Annotated in this window: 12 protein-coding genes; 1 reads left to right on the top strand and 11 read right to left on the bottom strand. The window is 50.7% G+C overall.

Annotated elements, in window-relative coordinates; all coding sequences use genetic code 11:
- Positions 1 to 46: 46 nt before the first annotated feature.
- The 6 genes from ACKU41_RS09715 to tssJ form a co-directional block, all read right to left on the bottom strand.
- Entirely contained in the window at positions 47 to 487 is a 441-nt protein-coding gene (locus ACKU41_RS09715; RefSeq protein WP_321405199.1) for a transcriptional repressor, read from the bottom strand.
- 114 nt (positions 488 to 601) lie between these two features.
- Positions 602 to 1,330: a hypothetical protein gene (locus ACKU41_RS09720; protein ID WP_321405200.1), complete on the bottom strand. Its 729-nt coding sequence runs from the start codon at positions 1,328 to 1,330 to the stop codon at positions 602 to 604.
- A gap of 10 nt (positions 1,331 to 1,340) precedes the next feature.
- The gene (locus ACKU41_RS09725) at positions 1,341 to 4,847 is read right to left on the bottom strand and encodes a type VI secretion protein IcmF/TssM N-terminal domain-containing protein (RefSeq protein WP_321405201.1); all 3,507 of its coding nucleotides are present in this window, start codon (positions 4,845 to 4,847) and stop codon (positions 1,341 to 1,343) included.
- Positions 4,848 to 4,873: 26 nt separating this feature from the next.
- On the bottom strand, positions 4,874 to 5,614 hold the full coding sequence (locus ACKU41_RS09730) for a DotU family type IV/VI secretion system protein (protein ID WP_321405202.1): 741 nt from the start codon (positions 5,612 to 5,614) through the stop codon (positions 4,874 to 4,876).
- A complete protein-coding gene (tssK, locus tag ACKU41_RS09735) occupies positions 5,614 to 6,993 on the bottom strand; it encodes a type VI secretion system baseplate subunit TssK (protein ID WP_319777037.1) in 1,380 nt (459 codons plus the stop codon). Before tssK ends, ACKU41_RS09730 begins: the two co-directional genes overlap by 1 nt.
- 4 nt (positions 6,994 to 6,997) lie before the next feature.
- Complete coding sequence (tssJ, locus tag ACKU41_RS09740; protein ID WP_321405203.1) at positions 6,998 to 7,570, bottom strand: type VI secretion system lipoprotein TssJ; 573 nt, start codon at positions 7,568 to 7,570, stop codon at positions 6,998 to 7,000.
- Positions 7,571 to 7,767: 197 nt separating this feature from the next.
- On the opposite strand from tssJ, the gene ACKU41_RS09745 reads away from it, so the two are divergent.
- Positions 7,768 to 9,225 (top strand): type VI secretion system contractile sheath domain-containing protein, encoded by a 1,458-nt coding sequence (locus ACKU41_RS09745; protein WP_321405204.1) that lies wholly within the window; start codon positions 7,768 to 7,770, stop codon positions 9,223 to 9,225.
- Between the two features lie 39 nt (positions 9,226 to 9,264).
- Here ACKU41_RS09745 and ACKU41_RS09750 read toward each other — a convergent pair whose 3' ends face one another.
- The 5 genes from ACKU41_RS09750 to ACKU41_RS09770 all read right to left on the bottom strand — a co-directional run bounded on the left by ACKU41_RS09750 (position 9,265) and on the right by ACKU41_RS09770 (position 16,279).
- Complete coding sequence (locus tag ACKU41_RS09750) at positions 9,265 to 10,038, bottom strand: hypothetical protein (protein WP_321405205.1); 774 nt, start codon at positions 10,036 to 10,038, stop codon at positions 9,265 to 9,267.
- 211 nt (positions 10,039 to 10,249) lie between these two features.
- A complete protein-coding gene (locus ACKU41_RS09755) occupies positions 10,250 to 10,654 on the bottom strand; it encodes a DUF4150 domain-containing protein (RefSeq protein WP_319777045.1) in 405 nt (134 codons plus the stop codon).
- Between the two features lie 17 nt (positions 10,655 to 10,671).
- The gene (locus ACKU41_RS09760) at positions 10,672 to 11,295 is read right to left on the bottom strand and encodes a DUF3540 domain-containing protein (RefSeq protein WP_321405206.1); all 624 of its coding nucleotides are present in this window, start codon (positions 11,293 to 11,295) and stop codon (positions 10,672 to 10,674) included.
- A gap of 92 nt (positions 11,296 to 11,387) precedes the next feature.
- On the bottom strand, positions 11,388 to 12,449 hold the full coding sequence (locus ACKU41_RS09765) for a pentapeptide repeat-containing protein (protein ID WP_321405207.1): 1,062 nt from the start codon (positions 12,447 to 12,449) through the stop codon (positions 11,388 to 11,390).
- Complete coding sequence (locus ACKU41_RS09770) at positions 12,446 to 16,279, bottom strand: DUF2169 domain-containing protein (RefSeq protein ID WP_321405208.1); 3,834 nt, start codon at positions 16,277 to 16,279, stop codon at positions 12,446 to 12,448. Before ACKU41_RS09770 ends, ACKU41_RS09765 begins: the two co-directional genes overlap by 4 nt.
- Positions 16,280 to 16,285: the final 6 nt, after the last annotated feature.

The raw sequence follows: 16,285 nt of genomic DNA on the forward strand, positions 1-16,285 counted from the left end.
TACCCATAAAATTTGAAGGTGTTGACTGCCGATTTCAAAAAAAAGTTCATTCTTCCTGCTCCCGGCATTGCGGACAAAGCCCGAATAAAATCATCCGGTGCCGGGTCAGAGTGTAACCGTTTTTTCTGGCCAACTCCTCCTGCCTGCGCTCAATGACATCATCCAGAACCTCAATTTTTTTATCGCACCGTATGCAGATAAGGTGGTCATGATGTTCATGCCCGTAAGAGTGCTCATAAAGCGCAACCCCGCACCCGAAATCGAGACTATCTGCCAGCCCGGAATCTACAAGCAGCTTTAATGTCCGGTAAACAGTTGCCAATCCTACTTCAGGAAGCTTTAGTTGAACAAAACCCAAAAGCTCCTCGGCTGAAAAATGGCCTTCAGTTTCAAGAAAAGTCTCAACTATCACCTTACGCTGAGGGGTCATGCTCAACCCATTTGCGGCAAGGTAATCAATAAATATTTTTTCTGCTTCATTTGACATTATGAAAATGAAATCCATTTTCATAAAGCTGTCAAGAACTTTCTAAATAACCCCATGGCAAAAGCCGCAACCGGATCAAAAAGTACGCCTCACACATTCATAAAATGACAGCAGTCAAGGCTTTGTTTTTTCTTCGGAAGCAGGAATAGCAACCACAATATCCAGCCCGCGCGGAGTACGGATCAATTGCGGTGAAGGTCCTCTTTTTTCATTCGGATCACGGAAATTAAAAACCAGCCGCAGACGGTCAGGATGCCTACCCAATATAACCTGACCAACGAAACCGGACAGCAGGTCCGTTACCCGCGGCACAGAATACCGCCACTTACCACGTAGATCCACCACCAGCTTGGAAGGATTGTCCATCCAGAAATAAGTCACCCGTCCCACCTTGGCGCTGGTCTGCAACCGGGCCAGAAACTGATCATCAGTATGCGTAAATTCCAAGACTTCCAACACACCAGCGCTGCCAACAATTTCAGTTGGCTCAGCCCCGGTCCGGGTACGGTTAGCAGCGAGATCGTCCTTAATTTCCTGTTCGACAGGATCAGAAACCGTTTTATTCTCAAGAAAATCCCGCTTCAACCCACGCTCCACCTTGTGGACATCATGCACAACTTCCCGGCGAATGGAAGTTACTTCCTCCTTTGCGGCCTGCATAAAAGTTTCCGAACCATTTGCACTCACGGGAGTCCCATTGACTGCCATGCGGGAAGGAAGATTGAAATCATTAATAAATGTATCGAAATCTCCCCATACGGAAAGGACAAACAAACTCCCCACCGCCCCGAACCAGATCAGGAAAAGCAGGATGTAGAATCTTCTGTAGAAAACAGTCAGCACATCCGCCTCCTTAATTCTGCCAGCAATCGGTTATGAAATTCGGAACATTCAATGGCTTGATCTGCAGGACTTCAATAACCGGAACAGCCCCATCGAAATTATAGCCGACCTTCACACTCTCAACTCCCAGCCCCTTGAGCCCTTTGGATTGTTCAGGAAAATCATCGGGAGTGAAATTGACCTCGCCGTTGCGGAATTCTGACAAGAACTTAGCAAACCCCAGACTGCCTTCATAAGTCTTGACCAGATCCAATCCCGGAAAACGGATAGTCAAGGTAGTGGTGCCGCACTGATCCGGTTTCCACTTAAAGACCATCTTTTCTGAATAGTTGTAGTTGACCAATTCCTGCTTTCCGCTGCCGCATTCCAGAGAAAGCATAGTAGCATATGGTTCTTCAGTAGCGTTGGAATTAACGGAAGTCGGGATAGTTGACATGCCTACCTTGTATTCGGGCTGGATTTCCTGCGCTCCCTGCTCACCATCATTCAAGAAAACAAAGAACTCTTCTCGAAACGGAAAGGGAATGCCCAGCCACTGCTCGCTCTGCCAGCCTTTGACTCCCTTACTCAGGAAAGGCGCTGCACTGCCTGCGGTGAACTTGTCTACAATTCCACTCTTGCCGAACAAAGTACTCCGCAGCTTATCCGCAGGTACATGAGCTGTCTCGGCAAGTACCTTTCCTTCCCAAAGCTCTTGTAATTCGCAGGAGGCCTCCATGGTGATCACGTAAACCATGAATTCAAGCGGACCAGCCACAAGGTTCCAGAACGTATGGGTACCCTGCCCGCCACCGTGCATACGGGTCCGCAATGCAGCCATCGCCCGGGTAGCCCCGTCCACAGGGTTCTTCTTGACCGCTCCTTCACCGGATTTGCCTTCCGCACTGCCGGCCCCTGCTCCCTGTCCGCTGGAAGGATAAAGGGCAGCCGCGCTTTTAAACGCAGTCTCCTGACTGGTAGTAAAACCGGCCAAATCATTTAACACCTTCATATAGTCATCAATCTGCTTGGCTCCCTCAATGCGGGCTTCAATATTTTTGGCCATTGTTCCACCCAGATCAGCCACAATTTTACGTAGAGATTCCTCTGCCTTCCGGGAAGACTCTTCCACTCCCTTGGCTTTGACTGCCTTGTACTGGACCAGCACAATATTAAAATCAAAAAGGTCGGTCACCCACTCTGGAGGAGTCCCCAGTCCCTTGATGGACGAAAACTCTTCTTTCATCCTGCCCAGAAGTTTAAAATACGGGTTATCAGGATTGGCCATGGTATGGGCCATGTTGATATAATCGTCCTTGGTCAACAGCTGCCGCTCGCCTTCGGAAAAATGTTCGGAGAATGAATACCATGCCCGGTAGAATTGTTCGGCATACCAGCTCCAGAAATCCTTTTCACGTTGGCCGAACCCGGAATTATCCGGCATGGCCCGGCGCAATTCTGCAAGGAAATCTTCAAGCATTTTGCGCCCGGTATCCGTATACGCCGGGGGTACATGGACTTCATTTTCAAAATGCAGACGCGGACCACCCCAAAAATCGCGCAGAACGACCGGCTGTACTTCGGGATTTGCATCAACCCAGTCCACAAGCCATTTAAAATCAGCTCCCTTAAGGCTGAAGACCTTAGCCAGCCTTGCCTGTAAAAGCAGACGCTGTTCTTTTAACGTTTCAACATCACGCCCCCAATCAAGATAGGAGCTGTAGGTCTGCGCATAATATTTCATCAAGTCCGGATCGAAATTCTGCACCGCAACGGACATGGCCTGCCCAGAAGGAAGTTCATACGGAGCCAACGGCTTTGACTTCTTCCCCTCAATCCGGTCATCAAGCAAATCTATACGCCAGCCGAGCAGCTTGACAAAATCGCTGATGTCCTGTTCCGAAGAACCGGCATGTAAGCCTTCAATGCTTCGGGTCAGTTTTTCATCCACGGGCTTCAGCAGGACGGAATCAAACTTTTCAACATAAAGCTGCTGAACCTTCTGCTCTGCTTCAAGACTGACATCCAGCCCCATGCGGGGTACCCACCACCCGGAATTAAGCTCATGCAAATGTAAAATTTTCTGACGGAACCCTTCCATCTCCACAATTCGCTCATCAATATTTTCCGAGAATTCAGGCGGCTTTGGAAAAGCGGTAAACAAATCATGCAAAGCGCGACGATTGCCCAGAAAAGACATGCTGAACAAACCGCAGATAAAAAAAAGTAAAAGCAACCAGACCAGCATGCCCAGATTTCGGGTCAGCAGCTTCCATTTCAGAAATTCAATGATGGGGGTGAAGAGGTTACGGTCACGGGTCAGAACTTTTGAAAAGAAATCATGCAAAAACAAGCCCTGTCTGGTTCCGGGAAGTTTTTTTTGGACATTTTCCAAAGAAGGAAGGCTGTCCAGAAAAGCAGAACTCTGCTCACCGCTCTGTTCTCCGCTGGAAAAATAAATCCCCCGGAAAAAAGGTTGTTCCTGATAGGGGTTATCCTCAAATACACCGTCCGCAAAAGCACTAATGCGAGGCCGCAAACGATCCAGTTCATCGGCAAAGAGCAGGAAAGCGGGGTCAAAACTGTTCTCCCGCTCGAGCAGATTCACCCGTAATTCGCGCAAACGCTCGATAACACCGGTTACGGCAATGTTCACGAATTCTTCGGGATCGGAAACTTCGGTCTCGTTAACCATGCCCATAGCCTGAGACCGGGCCTCGGCAGGCAGTACTTCAGCCAGCCCTTTTAGCCCGAAAACCAGATCCATCTTGGTAAGAAGCACATAAACCGGGAAACGCACTCCCAGTACGCGCATAAGCTCGTTAATTCGACGCCGCAGACTGCGCCCGTATTCATGCAGGCTGTCTTCATCGCCGGACTGCAGACGATCGGCAGGCAGGGTGATGATCAGGCCGTTAAGCGGTTCGCGCTTGCGGTATTTGACCAGCAGGGTCAAAAACTTCTCCCACTCTTCCTTGTCCCGCGATTCATCAAGGGGAATAGCGTAACGCCCGGCAGTATCAAGGATGACCGCCTCTTCAAAAAACCACCAGTCACAATTACGGGTGGCTGATACACCGGGGGTGGGACCTATATCAGAAAGGATGGAAGTGAGCCTGCTGCTGGACACAGCAGTGCTTTTGCCGGAATCAGATTCGCCGAAAATCATATACCACGGCAGAGCATAAAGGGGATTGCCATGCCTGCGCAGTTGAGAATTCTGCAACAGATGTACGGCCTCCATCCAGCGGGACTGCAATTCCTGTAAACGAGAACGCTCATGTAGCGGAGCGGCTGCAATAGCGGAATCATCCTGATCCACGATACGCTTGACGAATCTCTTCTCCCGTCGACGCAACATCCACTTACGGATAAAAAAGAACGCGGCGACCAGCCCGATCACTCCGCCGAAAAGACTGGCTCCGGCCCACCACGGCCAGCCCATATAGGTAACAAGGGCGTAAGAGCCCACTGCCGCCAGCACAAAAAGCAGCACCAGAAAAACAATCTTGAGCAGATTAAGTAGGAATTTCTTCATGCTTTCGCCTTGTTACCCCTTAGAAATCAGCCGAACCAGAGCTGCAAACTATGCTCAAGCAAAACCTTATAAGCCAGATACATCCCGCCGGTAATCAATACCGGCAAAATCAAGAATATCAACGCCACCGGATCAAGTATCCGCCCGTAACAACATCTGCGGGGTGCAGTCTCTCCGGTTCCGTAAGATTTCGGGAACGCCGTCCCCCCGAGAGTTCTTCCCCCGCCGGAAATGCGGGCCACACACTCCCGGCGCAACTTCTTCAAATGTTCTTCGCCGGATTCACTGAAATATTTACCTGTATAGCCAAGAGAAAGACATAGGGCGTAAACTTCCAAAACTTCAGTTTCCCGGTTTACTTTACCGTTTTCTGGACCGGCATCTTCCTTTTGCATATCCGCAAAAAGACTTTGATCCACCGGTCCGTTATTGCGATTAAACAATTTATCCAAACGCTCAAAAAATTCCTCCCCTGCATTGGACGTTGCATAGAACTCCCGTTGCAAAGGATGTTTCAGCCATTCGCGAACCCCGGACCAATTTGAAACCAGCACGGCCTCATCCGCCCATGCAAAAACCGCGAAACGGGCATCATTATAGATATCTTCAGAAACACCCAGCAGATCACTGCGGTCATCCATGCGGGCAATCAAAGTTCTCACATCTTCACGTACCTGCTCATAGTCAGCCCCGGCCAATTCAGGAGTCCCGGTCAAAAGCCTGATGTAAGTGAAAAGTTCGAGAAAGCAATCCGAAAGATGCATCATCACCCCCTCATGGCGGCGATATAGACAGCCAAGTCTTTGGGGGCGCTGTCCCAATAAAGGGAAAGGCTGCCTGATTTTACTACATCCTCCCAATGGGGAGACTCGGTATCAATGCGAAAACACAAGGCCCCCTTGGTTTTCGGCAGTCCGGGAGGCAGGTTATCCATATGAATCATGCCTATTCCATGAACCGCACGGGCCAGCAGATTGCTCATACCGTGAGTGGCCGAAAGCTTGGCGATATTCAGCAGTTCCGGTAGGGCCTGCTCCGGATTCTCAGTCTTGATCAACAGCCAGAAACTGTTTCCTGCGGCAAAAGCCCGCTCCGGCAATTCTACGCTGAAATAAGGATCACTGAACACAAACTGGCTCATGAATTCAGGTCCGGCAGTCAAGCTGTCCAGAATATTGGTTATGATCTCACGGGCCTTTTCAAAGCAGGGACCGATATTCTCATGGTCATAATCCGGCAGAACCTTCTGCCCGTCCGGCCCTTCACCAAGAGCGGACATCTCCCGCGAGAAAGAGGAGAGTTCCCCGATTATCTGACGCAGCAGCCCGAATGCATTCCACGGATGGATATGCGGGGCCGCAGCAAAATGCTCCAGTTGCGGGGCGTATCGGTTCAGGGTCCGCAGCACCAGCAGAAAGACAGTAGAAGTAAAATCAAGATCACCGGACCCGAGTCCGGCGGGATTTTTATACTGCTCCAGTCTGCGGCAACGCGAAACAACCTGATCGCTGATATCACTGAAAAGATGCCTCAGCCATCTGGAGGCGGTAAGGGTTATGCACGGCGGAACAAAACTTTCATCAATGCGTATATCCTGCACGTCACGATCCAGCCGTGCCAGCGGGATTATATTGTAAGCCCCGAGATCTTCCAGTTCATCTTCCCAGAACAAACGCAGAACATAACGCATGGGCTTAAGCTGCGCCGGAGGTCCGCTACCCAGTAAATCCGGCTGTTCCACCGGGTCCGGGGAAACGGCGTACATTGTATTCACCGAAGCGGTAGTATCCTCAACCTGTGTGACATTGCCACCTTCCGGGTCCCACTTACGCAGCCCCAGATAAACCGTGAACGGATTGCCACCGTCCTCCCACGCATTTTCAAAGGAACGTGGTTCAATGTGGGCATTACCCGGAAAAGTAACCAGATGTCCGTCGTCAAAAAAAACTTCAATCTCGCTAACCTCAAATTTTTTCCGCTCCAGTGCTCCCTTGCGGATTTTAAGCCCGGCCACGCCCCAGAAGTAGGGCAGACCATACTGGCGCATGGCCCTGAACCTATGCAGCTGGTGCAGGTCCGCAAGCTGAAAATGCTGCGGCTGCAGAAATAAACCCTGATGCCAGAAAAGCGGCTTGTCAGCATGCATATTTCTATTCCCCCACCTTCTGAATTTCATGAGGACCGAGAATGAGCATGCCATCCAGCTTTGCCGGGGCATACCAGGTATCACTCCACCATAACATTCCGGTTTCGCTAACATTCATGGGAATCTGCCATGTACGCGATGCCTTGCCCTGCAAATCAAAATATCCGGCTACCACACCAACGAACCTGGTCCCCTCGGCCCGATCCATGGTTATGGTCGCATTACGTCCCGGCTGAACGAATTCGCGTTTAACCTGAGTTACGCTATGGTCAAAGCTGGTGCAGTTGAGCATTTTCTCAACACCGGTAGAAGTACCGGCCAATTCATCGAATTTGCTTAAGTTTGAAAGCTGATAAAAACAGAGCAACAGAGTATGCGGTGCCCCGTCATATTCATTAAGATTCTTATCCACACCCAGCTTAAAAGAAATAGAATTGATCTGGTAAGTCCACTTCATCTGCTCCGGACTTGAAGCTGGAGTGGTTACAGTTGTGGGATTGACCGGTTTTTTCTTTCCACCGCAACTGCAAACCGCCACAAGCAGTAATAACAGGAGTATCAGTAATCTGCCGCGCACTATCCGTCCTCCGATTGCATAGTTGGAGCCACCAAAAGAGATTTCAGTACTTAATATCAATTTACACGGAAAATAAATTTATGTCGACGACAGATGTAATCTAAGCACAAAAGAGCAACACTTTGTTGCCTCAGAAGACCAATATACGTTACGATGACTCCAATTTATATTTGCAATATAACCGCAGCGAGGTTTCCATGCATATTGAATTTCCGCCTTTCAAAATTCTGGTACTGGCCCCTTTCTCCCCGGCACTGGAAACAGACAATCCCCCGTGCATCAACACAGACCCTTTCTCCATTGATCAGGCTCTGGCCCAGCTTAATCCCAGCCTCGACATTCCCCTGAACCGAAATATATTTCCCACAGCATCAATCAATATTTCCATCAGCAAACTGGCCGATTTCCGGCCCAAAAACATCAGCCGCACCCCGGAATTCAAAAATATCATCAGCCGGATGACGGAAAACGTCCTTCCGCAACCACAAACAAAGCAATCCCCACAAGAATCTGCCGTGCTGGATGATATTCTTGCCATGGTAAGCAGCGGTGAGCAGGAGCAAGAGTCATTCGGCAGCCCGGAAAAACAGGACCGCCCTAAAAATGAACTGCTGAAGGCAATTTTCACCGACCCTGTTTTCAGAAAAATGGAAGCAGCATGGCGGGGCTTGGAGTTGCCGGCCAGACAACTTTCTTCCGGCTGCAGGGTCAATGTTGAATTCAACCTCATCCCCATTTCCGAGAGCAACCTGATCCCGGTTCTGGACAGGCTGAACAGAGAATCTGCCGAAGTTCCTCCCGGATTGATCCTGCTGGATATGGACTTGAGCAACTCACCCCGATCTATAGATAAGCTAGAAAAAATCATGACTTTTTCTGAATCCATGCTGACCCCGGCAATCATTGGATTCGGGCCACAATTCCTCGGGCTGGAGAATTGGGCGGAAACAGACAAACTGCCCTTCATCCCCTCCCTGCTGGAGGGACCTGAATACGGACGCTGGAAAACCCTGCGCCAGCAAACTTCCGCTGGGTGGATAATGGCCTGTGCCGGACAGATAATGGGCAGGACCATGCACATCCCGGAAGCTGGATACGACAACACATCTCTTTCCGAACGGGGGCCGCTATGGACAAGCTCTGTATGGGCCGTGGCGGCTCTTTGCACACGCAGCCTAGCTGAAAATGACCGGGCCACGCTTTTCGGTAACCATTCCAGCACCCGTTTGGAAGGACTGCCCCTTGCCGAAGGACCCAGACCAAGTCCGGTCTCCCCTCCTTTGGGAACGGAACGGATCAAGGATTTTCGTCTGGCAGGTCTGAACGTGTTGGCCTTCAACGGAGATCAGGCATTTTTGCTCGGTGCAGTATCCATCGATGGCGGACCGCTTAACCTGAGGCTCTATCTTTCTAGGCTGATCCATTTCCTTATTCTGCTCTCTACTGAAAAACGTAAAGAATTCATTGATCTTGAACCACAGCTAACCAAAACCGTGTCCCTATTTCTGCAACAGCAGGGCTACCCGGCACCTCAGGATTTGAGCATTAAAAAAGGAGAACCGTCCGCTGAGACGATTCCCCTTGAAATCACAATAACGCCGGGCTCAGAAATTCTGCCCGGAAATGCGCCAATCAGTTTTGGATTCAATTGGTAATTTGATGCGTTACGCGCTTTTTAAAGTTATCAACCTTAACTATTTAAGCTGCAACGAATAAAACTCAGCATCGTCTCCTTCCGGAAATTCGCCGAAGATCATTGCGTCCGGTGTTCCGGTTACTTTGACGAAATAGGATTCGTTCTCGCCCAATTCATTTTTCACGGCCCAGCCGATGAAATCCTTGCCGGACATTTCCATCTTCAAGCCCTTCATGGGATAATTGAGCACGCATTTTTCCGGCAATTGCCCGGCAGGCCCTACACCGTGCGCGCCGATATCACCGTTGCTAACGCCAAGCAGTGCCCCCTTCCATTCATGACCCGGAGCTGGGCCGACTTCAATCCACAATCCCAGACTGGGCAAAGGATAAAGGTCAAAACGGTATTCAGACTCAACTTTCTTGATCGGCATATTGGCTTTGGCCGCAAGCTTGGCGCCAAGCTTGGCCCCGTCCACCACTTCCGCACCGCGCAGCATGGTCGGCAGTGTTGCAGGATCAAGTTCGCCGTCATCACATATACACAGGATCGGAAAGCCATGTCCGCGCCGGGCCTGAACAGCAGCTGCCAGCAATCCCAGACCGAAACGGATTTCAGGATTTTCATAGCTGCTCTTGCCGCCCTTGATAAGCCAGACACCGACTTCCGGCTTATCCATTTCACCGATAGGTCCGGCCCATTCCATCTTTTCCAGATTATCAGACCAGAAATGACCGTTCACGCCCAATCCGTACCGGGTCACAGTCTGGAAAAGACCCTTGCCCTTGGCTTCGTCTTTTTCAAGAATAGATATGAAGATACTTTTTGACATGTGTTGCCTCCGGCGGCTCTCCGAGGGCCAGAGAACCCTTTTGAAAAAGGGTTCTCTGGACTCTCCTAAAACTTTTAGCTGTTTTAAATTAACCTGTTAACTACAAATTTTGCGCTAATAACGACGAAGCCCTATCAAAAGGTTTTGAAGGGATGGGGTCTGGGGAAGGGAAACTTTTGCAAAAGTTTCCCTTCCCCAGCCGCCGGAGGCATCATCCTAACGTTAAAACAGTCACCTGACTTGGAACAGAGCAGATACCGGGGGCATTGGGCAACACAGCCAGACAATTCTGCCCGGTCACACTGGTCAGCCGCTGCACGGGGATGCCGTCGGCAAGGATAGTGATGCAGCCGACAATGTACTCCGTCTGCCCGGACTCCAGATGCGAAACAACTCCCATCTCCACGCCCGGTTCATCGCCTTCACTGACCAGTCCAAGCGAGAGCTGATTCAGGGTGGGCATGCAATCGCAAAGCACGTTGTATGCTGCCGGGGCCGATGTAGCTGACTCGGCAATATTCGGGTAGGGAACCGGCACCGGAACAGGACCCGCAGGGGTCAGGCAGACATCCGGGAACCCCATATCCATACCTGCTCCCATGGTAAGCGCAAACATATGATACTCCTTGATTTTTAACCCATATGGATCAATTCACCATCAATCTTTACATGTTCCTCTGAAACAATCATGGTATTTTTACTCTGTATGGTCAGGGTTTCATCCACCAGCTGACGCCGGGACTCGGTCTGACAATCCTCATGTTCCCTGGTGAAACGGAAATAATTGACCACCCGGCGGGTAAATTCCCGGCTGACCTCATCCACATTCCCGGCAACCTTCTTGACCCGTTCAATATTGCTGCTGAACAAACGCGAGGTAAGCGAGATCTTTCCTGCTGAAATTTCCACATCATTGGCATGCAGGGCCACTTTGTCGCTGATGCAATTCAATTCATCATCAGCGGCAATGGTCAGACTCCCATTTTTACTGCGCAAAGTAACATCGCCATCGATTTCCAGAGAAGTCGCCGTCTCCGCTGCCCTTGCCAGAACCGATAGAATCCAGACCACGCCCTGTGCATCAATGGATACCAACACACTGTCACCCGCTTCCGGGCTGACCAGACAACTGACCGCCTTCTGCGCTTCAAGTTCTCCAAGGGAAGTCTCAACAACCACACCATCATCAGCCAAAACCACCCGCCCATACTCAAGCTGAGGTGTAACCGTTTCATGTTTTTTCGCCAGATTATTCATATATCCTCCATCGTTGAAGAACCGCATTAATTATATTCTCATACTACGCTAGAAACCGCCGCAAAGCGGCTGATAAAAAGTTTTGGGAGGCATCAACCATGCACCCAGTTTTCGGCTTCCTCCATATCCTTATCCGTACCCTGCAGCATAATCAGGGACGCTCCGTCCCAATGCGTATCCTTCTCAATTATACGATGCAGCTTGGCCCGGTACATGGACGCCCTGCTGAAATCCGCATGGGTCAGATCTGCGTGCGAAAAATCAGAATGTTGCAAACTTGCCCCGACAAATTTTGTAGCCTGACAAATCGCCTTGGCAAATATGGCATGAACCATAATCGCACCGCTGAAGTCGGCAATAGTTGCATCCACACCGCCCAGATAAGCCTTGGTTAAATCTGCACGACTAAAATCAGCTTCACGCAGAATTGCTCCGCTAAGCATGCAGCTGCGCAATGTTGCCCCTGACAAGTTGGCCGCGGTCAGGTCCGCACCCATAAAATTGGACATGGTCAGGTCCGCACCGGAAAGATCGGCTCCGCGCAGATTGGCGCTATCCAGCAACACCTGTGAAAAAAGCTGCCCGGAAATATCCTGATTCTCCAGATCCGCTTCACGCATCATAATCTTGAAATAGGTCCCGCCCTTGAACTTGGTCCCCTTGAAAGAAGAACCGTTAAACACCACCCGGTCCAGATTGGCACCGAAAAAATCAGCACCGTCGAGACCGGAATGAGAAAGCACGGTTTTGACTATCTTCATCGAGCGCATGTTCGCATTCTTGAAACTGGAATGCTGGGCCATGGACCATGTCAGTTCTGCCCCGGTAAGATCTGCATCGCTGAAATCCGTTTTCTGAAGGGTCGCCATATGTATTTTCGCTTCTTTGAAAGATGCTCCGACAAAACTCATACCCTGCAGGTTGACCTTGGTCAGGTCGGTCCCGTCAAAACGCGCTTCGTTGAACTCGCATTTTTTGAACCCGGTCTTGAGAATATTGGCACCGGAAAGGTCGGCACCATTCAGCTTCACATTCCGAAAACGCCCCCCGGTAAGGTCCGCGCCGGAAAGATCGGCACCGGAAAGATCGATGTCATGCAAGGTCTGATTATCAACAATAGACGCAAGTATCTGTTCGCGAGAGAGAGTGCTCATGAGTCGTCATCCAGCAGTTCGAGTTTACCGTGCAACTGGCTGCGCTTTAGATTGGCTGCTTCGAAACGAGTATCGCCAAGCACCGACTTGTAAAAATCCACGGCAAAAAGGTTGGAACCGCGCAGATCGGTATCCACCAGCCGGGCCTTGCGCATGCCGCCCATGTGTATATTCGCGGCCCGCATGGATGCGGCTTCAAGATTACTCTTGGTAAAACGGGCTCCTTTGGCGGAAACTCCGTTAAGATTGGCCCGGACCATTTGGGAATTATCTATCAGCCCGTTTTCAAAGTTCGCACCCCGGAAATCAGATCCGGTAAAATCTGACTCGCGCAAGGCCGCACCACGTAAAGTGGCATTGCGAAAATCAGAATCCTTGAAACTGGAATTGCGCCCGGTGCGCAGCTTATCCAGATTGGCATCAGTAAAATTTACCTTCTGCGCATCTACGTCATTGAACAGGGATTCGTTCACCGATGCCCCACTGAAATCAGCTTGGGTAAGCGAAGAAGACTTGAATATGGATTTCTTGATACTGGATTTGCTGAAATCAGCTTTATCCGCCCTGCCGCTGATCATGCACATATTGATACGCGCGCCTGTGAGATCGGCTGCGCTGAAATCAGTTTTTTCTAAAATAGCCATGTGTAGATCAGCATTATGCAGCACTGCTTTGGGAAACTGCGCATCCTTGAACACAGCCTGTGCAGCACTGGCTCCGCTAAGATTGCTTTCCGCGAACAGGGCTTTATTAAACAAACCGCGACCAAGATCTGCACCTTGGAGGGAAGCCCCGCTGAAATCCGCTCTTATAGCCAAAGCCTGCACCAGCTTGGCTTTATCGAGGTTTGCGTCCTTAAAATTCGTTCTCTTAAGCTGGCATTTACTCAAATCCGCTCCACTGAGATCAAGACCGGAAAGGTCCACCCCGCTGAGCACTGCGCCGACCAAGGACTTGCCCTGCTCGTGATAACGCAGCACTTCCTCACGAGTCAGCACACGCAGGGAGTCTGCGCTGAGACCGTGTTCGGCCAGCTTTGCTGCTCCTGCTTTCGGCAATTCCCTGGCTTTAAGCTTTTTAAGGCCCTCACCAAGTTCAATCTTCTTAAGCTTCAACTTGTTGAGCAGATCCGCCTTCTGGGCTTCAAGCTTGGCACCTGCTTTTTCAGCCTCGGCAGCTTCTGCTTCCATTTTAGCGGCTATTTCAGGAGTAATTTTCTTAGTCTTGCTCAGCTCTGCGGCATGACTCCTGATTTTAGCGGCAAACTCCTTCCCCATTTCAGCTGGCGACTGCTCAGACTTGCCGGCCCCAAGAACAACTTTTGAAGGATCTGCTCCGTACTTGGCATATTTCTCGGCCTTCTCGCGCATCAGGTTGAGCATCTCACTCTGCCGGGCTTTAAGCGGCTCGAACTTGGCCTCCATGCTTTTCTGGACTTCGGCACGGATGCCCTTGGACAAACCCTTAATATCAGGGAACGGAGGCATGAAACCTTTGAGAAAATCCCCGCCCGGAAGTTCACCCTTTGCAGGCATGTTCATGGACATAGCGTGTTCCGCGGCATGCTCTTCAGGCAGATGGTCCAGCACCCATTGGCGGATATCGCTGCCCTTCCTGCGCGAATCAAAAACCGTGTATCCGTACTCCAACTCCAACGGCTGAGCGGTCTTAAGTGCGGATTGCCAGTCGGCCCATTCTTTCCTCAGTGTGCTGTCTGCATTCCACTTTTCAGGCTGGACAACCAGCACGGCAAGTGCGTTTTTCAATTCCTTGGCTGCATCCTTGCCCGGCTTTTCCTTAGGTGACCCAAGGCTCAGGATGGAACAGAAATCACCCACCTCCTGCTCCATAAACATAGCCTGCAGCTCATCAGCCACGCAGACCACCGGTGCCGCAGCAGCTGCAGGCATGGTCGGCAAATCGATGAGCGTTGCGCTGGGCAGGAAAAGCGGTTCTTCATCCGATCCGGGAACAAGCTGCGCTTTACCATCTGCAAAATTACCCGGATTGATCTTGATGTGATTGAGCACCGGTCCCTCAAAACGAGGCAGCACCAGCCCTGCGGGAACGGAAAAATCCTCATCACCGTCCAACCCCCAATCCGCAGTGAATTCGTTCAGGCTTTCACTGTTCACTCCCAACCACATACGCTTGATGGTCTTGCGCTCAATACCGAGGTCGGTAAGCTTCTTCATGGTATCCCGGTCATTTTCCAACGCCCTTCGCCAGCGTGCCACCATCGGAAAACCACGGTCATGCCACGGATTGACCTTTTTATGTAATGGAAAATCTGCCGGGATAGGATCATCTGGATCAAGCCCATTCTGCTTAAGATACTCAGGTTTAATCCCCTTGAGCTTGGCCGCTGCTTTTTTAACTTCCTGCTCCCGGCTGGCTTCCAACCGCTTTTTGGTAGCGGAGAGCTTTGCTCCAGTTGCTGTCAGCTTTTTTTCAAGATCTGCAATCTTACCCCGGAATTTATCGAAAATGCCGAGATTGATCTCTACCAGATGCCCATGCTCGGCATGAGCCTTACGGGCCATTGCTTCCAGATTGTCCAATGTCTTGTAGTGTCCGGCGATCATTTTCTGCGCCCCGGCGATAACTTCTTCCGGTTCCTGAGGCGGCATAGCCGGACGGTTACCAAGGGCCTTCTGGCGGATATCATCCGCAAATTTGGGAATATTCTTGATCTTAAGCAAAGATTTCTTAGCCTTCTGCATCACTTCCTCGGCCTTGGACATATCAATATCCACTCCCCGATTAAGAAGACTGATCTGTAAATCCCGGTAGTGTTCAATGGGCTTGGCTTCCTCGTCTTGTGCCTCATGACGAATCAACACCCGCAAAACGTCTGCGCCCTCATCATCCACAACTTCGGTGGTGCCGCGATAGATGAGGAGCCCGCGCAGGATGGATGGAAAGAACCAGACAGTTTCCAGCCGGGTACTTACTTCGCGGAACTCCTCATCATCTTGTATCTGATGGGATGGCAGAGGCCCCACCGGAAATTTATGCGGTTTGAATTTTGTATTTACGGTTACAAAACAACGCATACGCAAGCGGGGCAGCATGCTTTCAATCAGCGGAAAATCAGGATGCATATTCTTGATTTCAACTGATTCCCCACCCTTGAAATAGCCGTCCACAAACTGGTCTTCACTGGCGGCATTGAAAAACTCGTAATCCATATCATCAGGGAAAAAAGGCCAACGTTCGTTCTTCCACCTTTCATCATAGGTGCCGTTCTTCTGCGCCCGTTGCGGCCACATGAGATCCAGCGGTCCTAATCCTGCCGGGTCCGGCTTCTGGGACGGAGATCCGATCTGCTGCTGCGGCAGTTCCACATTGGGCAGTGGAACGGCCTCGGAACCATCGGGCATAGGGATCTTGCCCATGCCTTTACCCTGAGGATTCTTAGAATAGTCAGGTCCGCCGAAACCATTGGCCCAGACCACAGGCATTTCCACAAACGGCTCCGGCTCAGTGATCAAACCGTTTTTCCAGTAACGGTCCCCGAAAATATTCAGCGTCTTTTCCTTTGCCCCGACCCTGACCCGCACCTGCGAAGCCGGACGGGTCTGCCCACGCGGGGCAAAGCATGATCCGCTGACAAGAAACTCCCCACGAGGCTTGGGAACGCCCTGATCCAGAATCGGCTTTGGTCCCAATTGGGTCGGCACGGTCTTCCAGAGTTCCTGTTCATCGAGCAGGAGATCAGGATCATTAAGGTCAAAAAAAACCATCACCCCGACACTGAGGTAGAACTTATCCCTAATACCCAGCGGGCGCGGGAAAAAGGAATGCTGCTTTTCCTTGAATATCTTCATGATACT

It is taken from the genome of Maridesulfovibrio sp., assembly GCF_963678865.1.
Taxonomy (GTDB): Bacteria; Desulfobacterota; Desulfovibrionia; order Desulfovibrionales; family Desulfovibrionaceae; genus Maridesulfovibrio.

Excerpts from the sequence above, each read along its gene's own strand:
- ACKU41_RS09715 (WP_321405199.1), bottom strand. The coding sequence starts at position 487 with ATGTCAAATGAAGCAGAAAAAATATTTATTGATTACCTTGCCGCAAAT.
- ACKU41_RS09725 (WP_321405201.1), bottom strand. The coding sequence starts at position 4,847 with ATGAAGAAATTCCTACTTAATCTGCTCAAGATTGTTTTTCTGGTGCTG.
- ACKU41_RS09730 (WP_321405202.1), bottom strand. The coding sequence starts at position 5,614 with ATGATGCATCTTTCGGATTGCTTTCTCGAACTTTTCACTTACATCAGG.
- tssK (WP_319777037.1), bottom strand. The coding sequence starts at position 6,993 with ATGCATGCTGACAAGCCGCTTTTCTGGCATCAGGGTTTATTTCTGCAG.
- ACKU41_RS09745 (WP_321405204.1), top strand. The coding sequence starts at position 7,768 with ATGCATATTGAATTTCCGCCTTTCAAAATTCTGGTACTGGCCCCTTTC.
- ACKU41_RS09750 (WP_321405205.1), bottom strand. The coding sequence starts at position 10,038 with ATGTCAAAAAGTATCTTCATATCTATTCTTGAAAAAGACGAAGCCAAG.
- ACKU41_RS09755 (WP_319777045.1), bottom strand. The coding sequence starts at position 10,654 with ATGTTTGCGCTTACCATGGGAGCAGGTATGGATATGGGGTTCCCGGAT.
- ACKU41_RS09760 (WP_321405206.1), bottom strand. The coding sequence starts at position 11,295 with ATGAATAATCTGGCGAAAAAACATGAAACGGTTACACCTCAGCTTGAG.
- ACKU41_RS09765 (WP_321405207.1), bottom strand. The coding sequence starts at position 12,449 with ATGAGCACTCTCTCTCGCGAACAGATACTTGCGTCTATTGTTGATAAT.
- ACKU41_RS09770 (WP_321405208.1), bottom strand. The coding sequence starts at position 16,279 with ATGAAGATATTCAAGGAAAAGCAGCATTCCTTTTTCCCGCGCCCGCTG.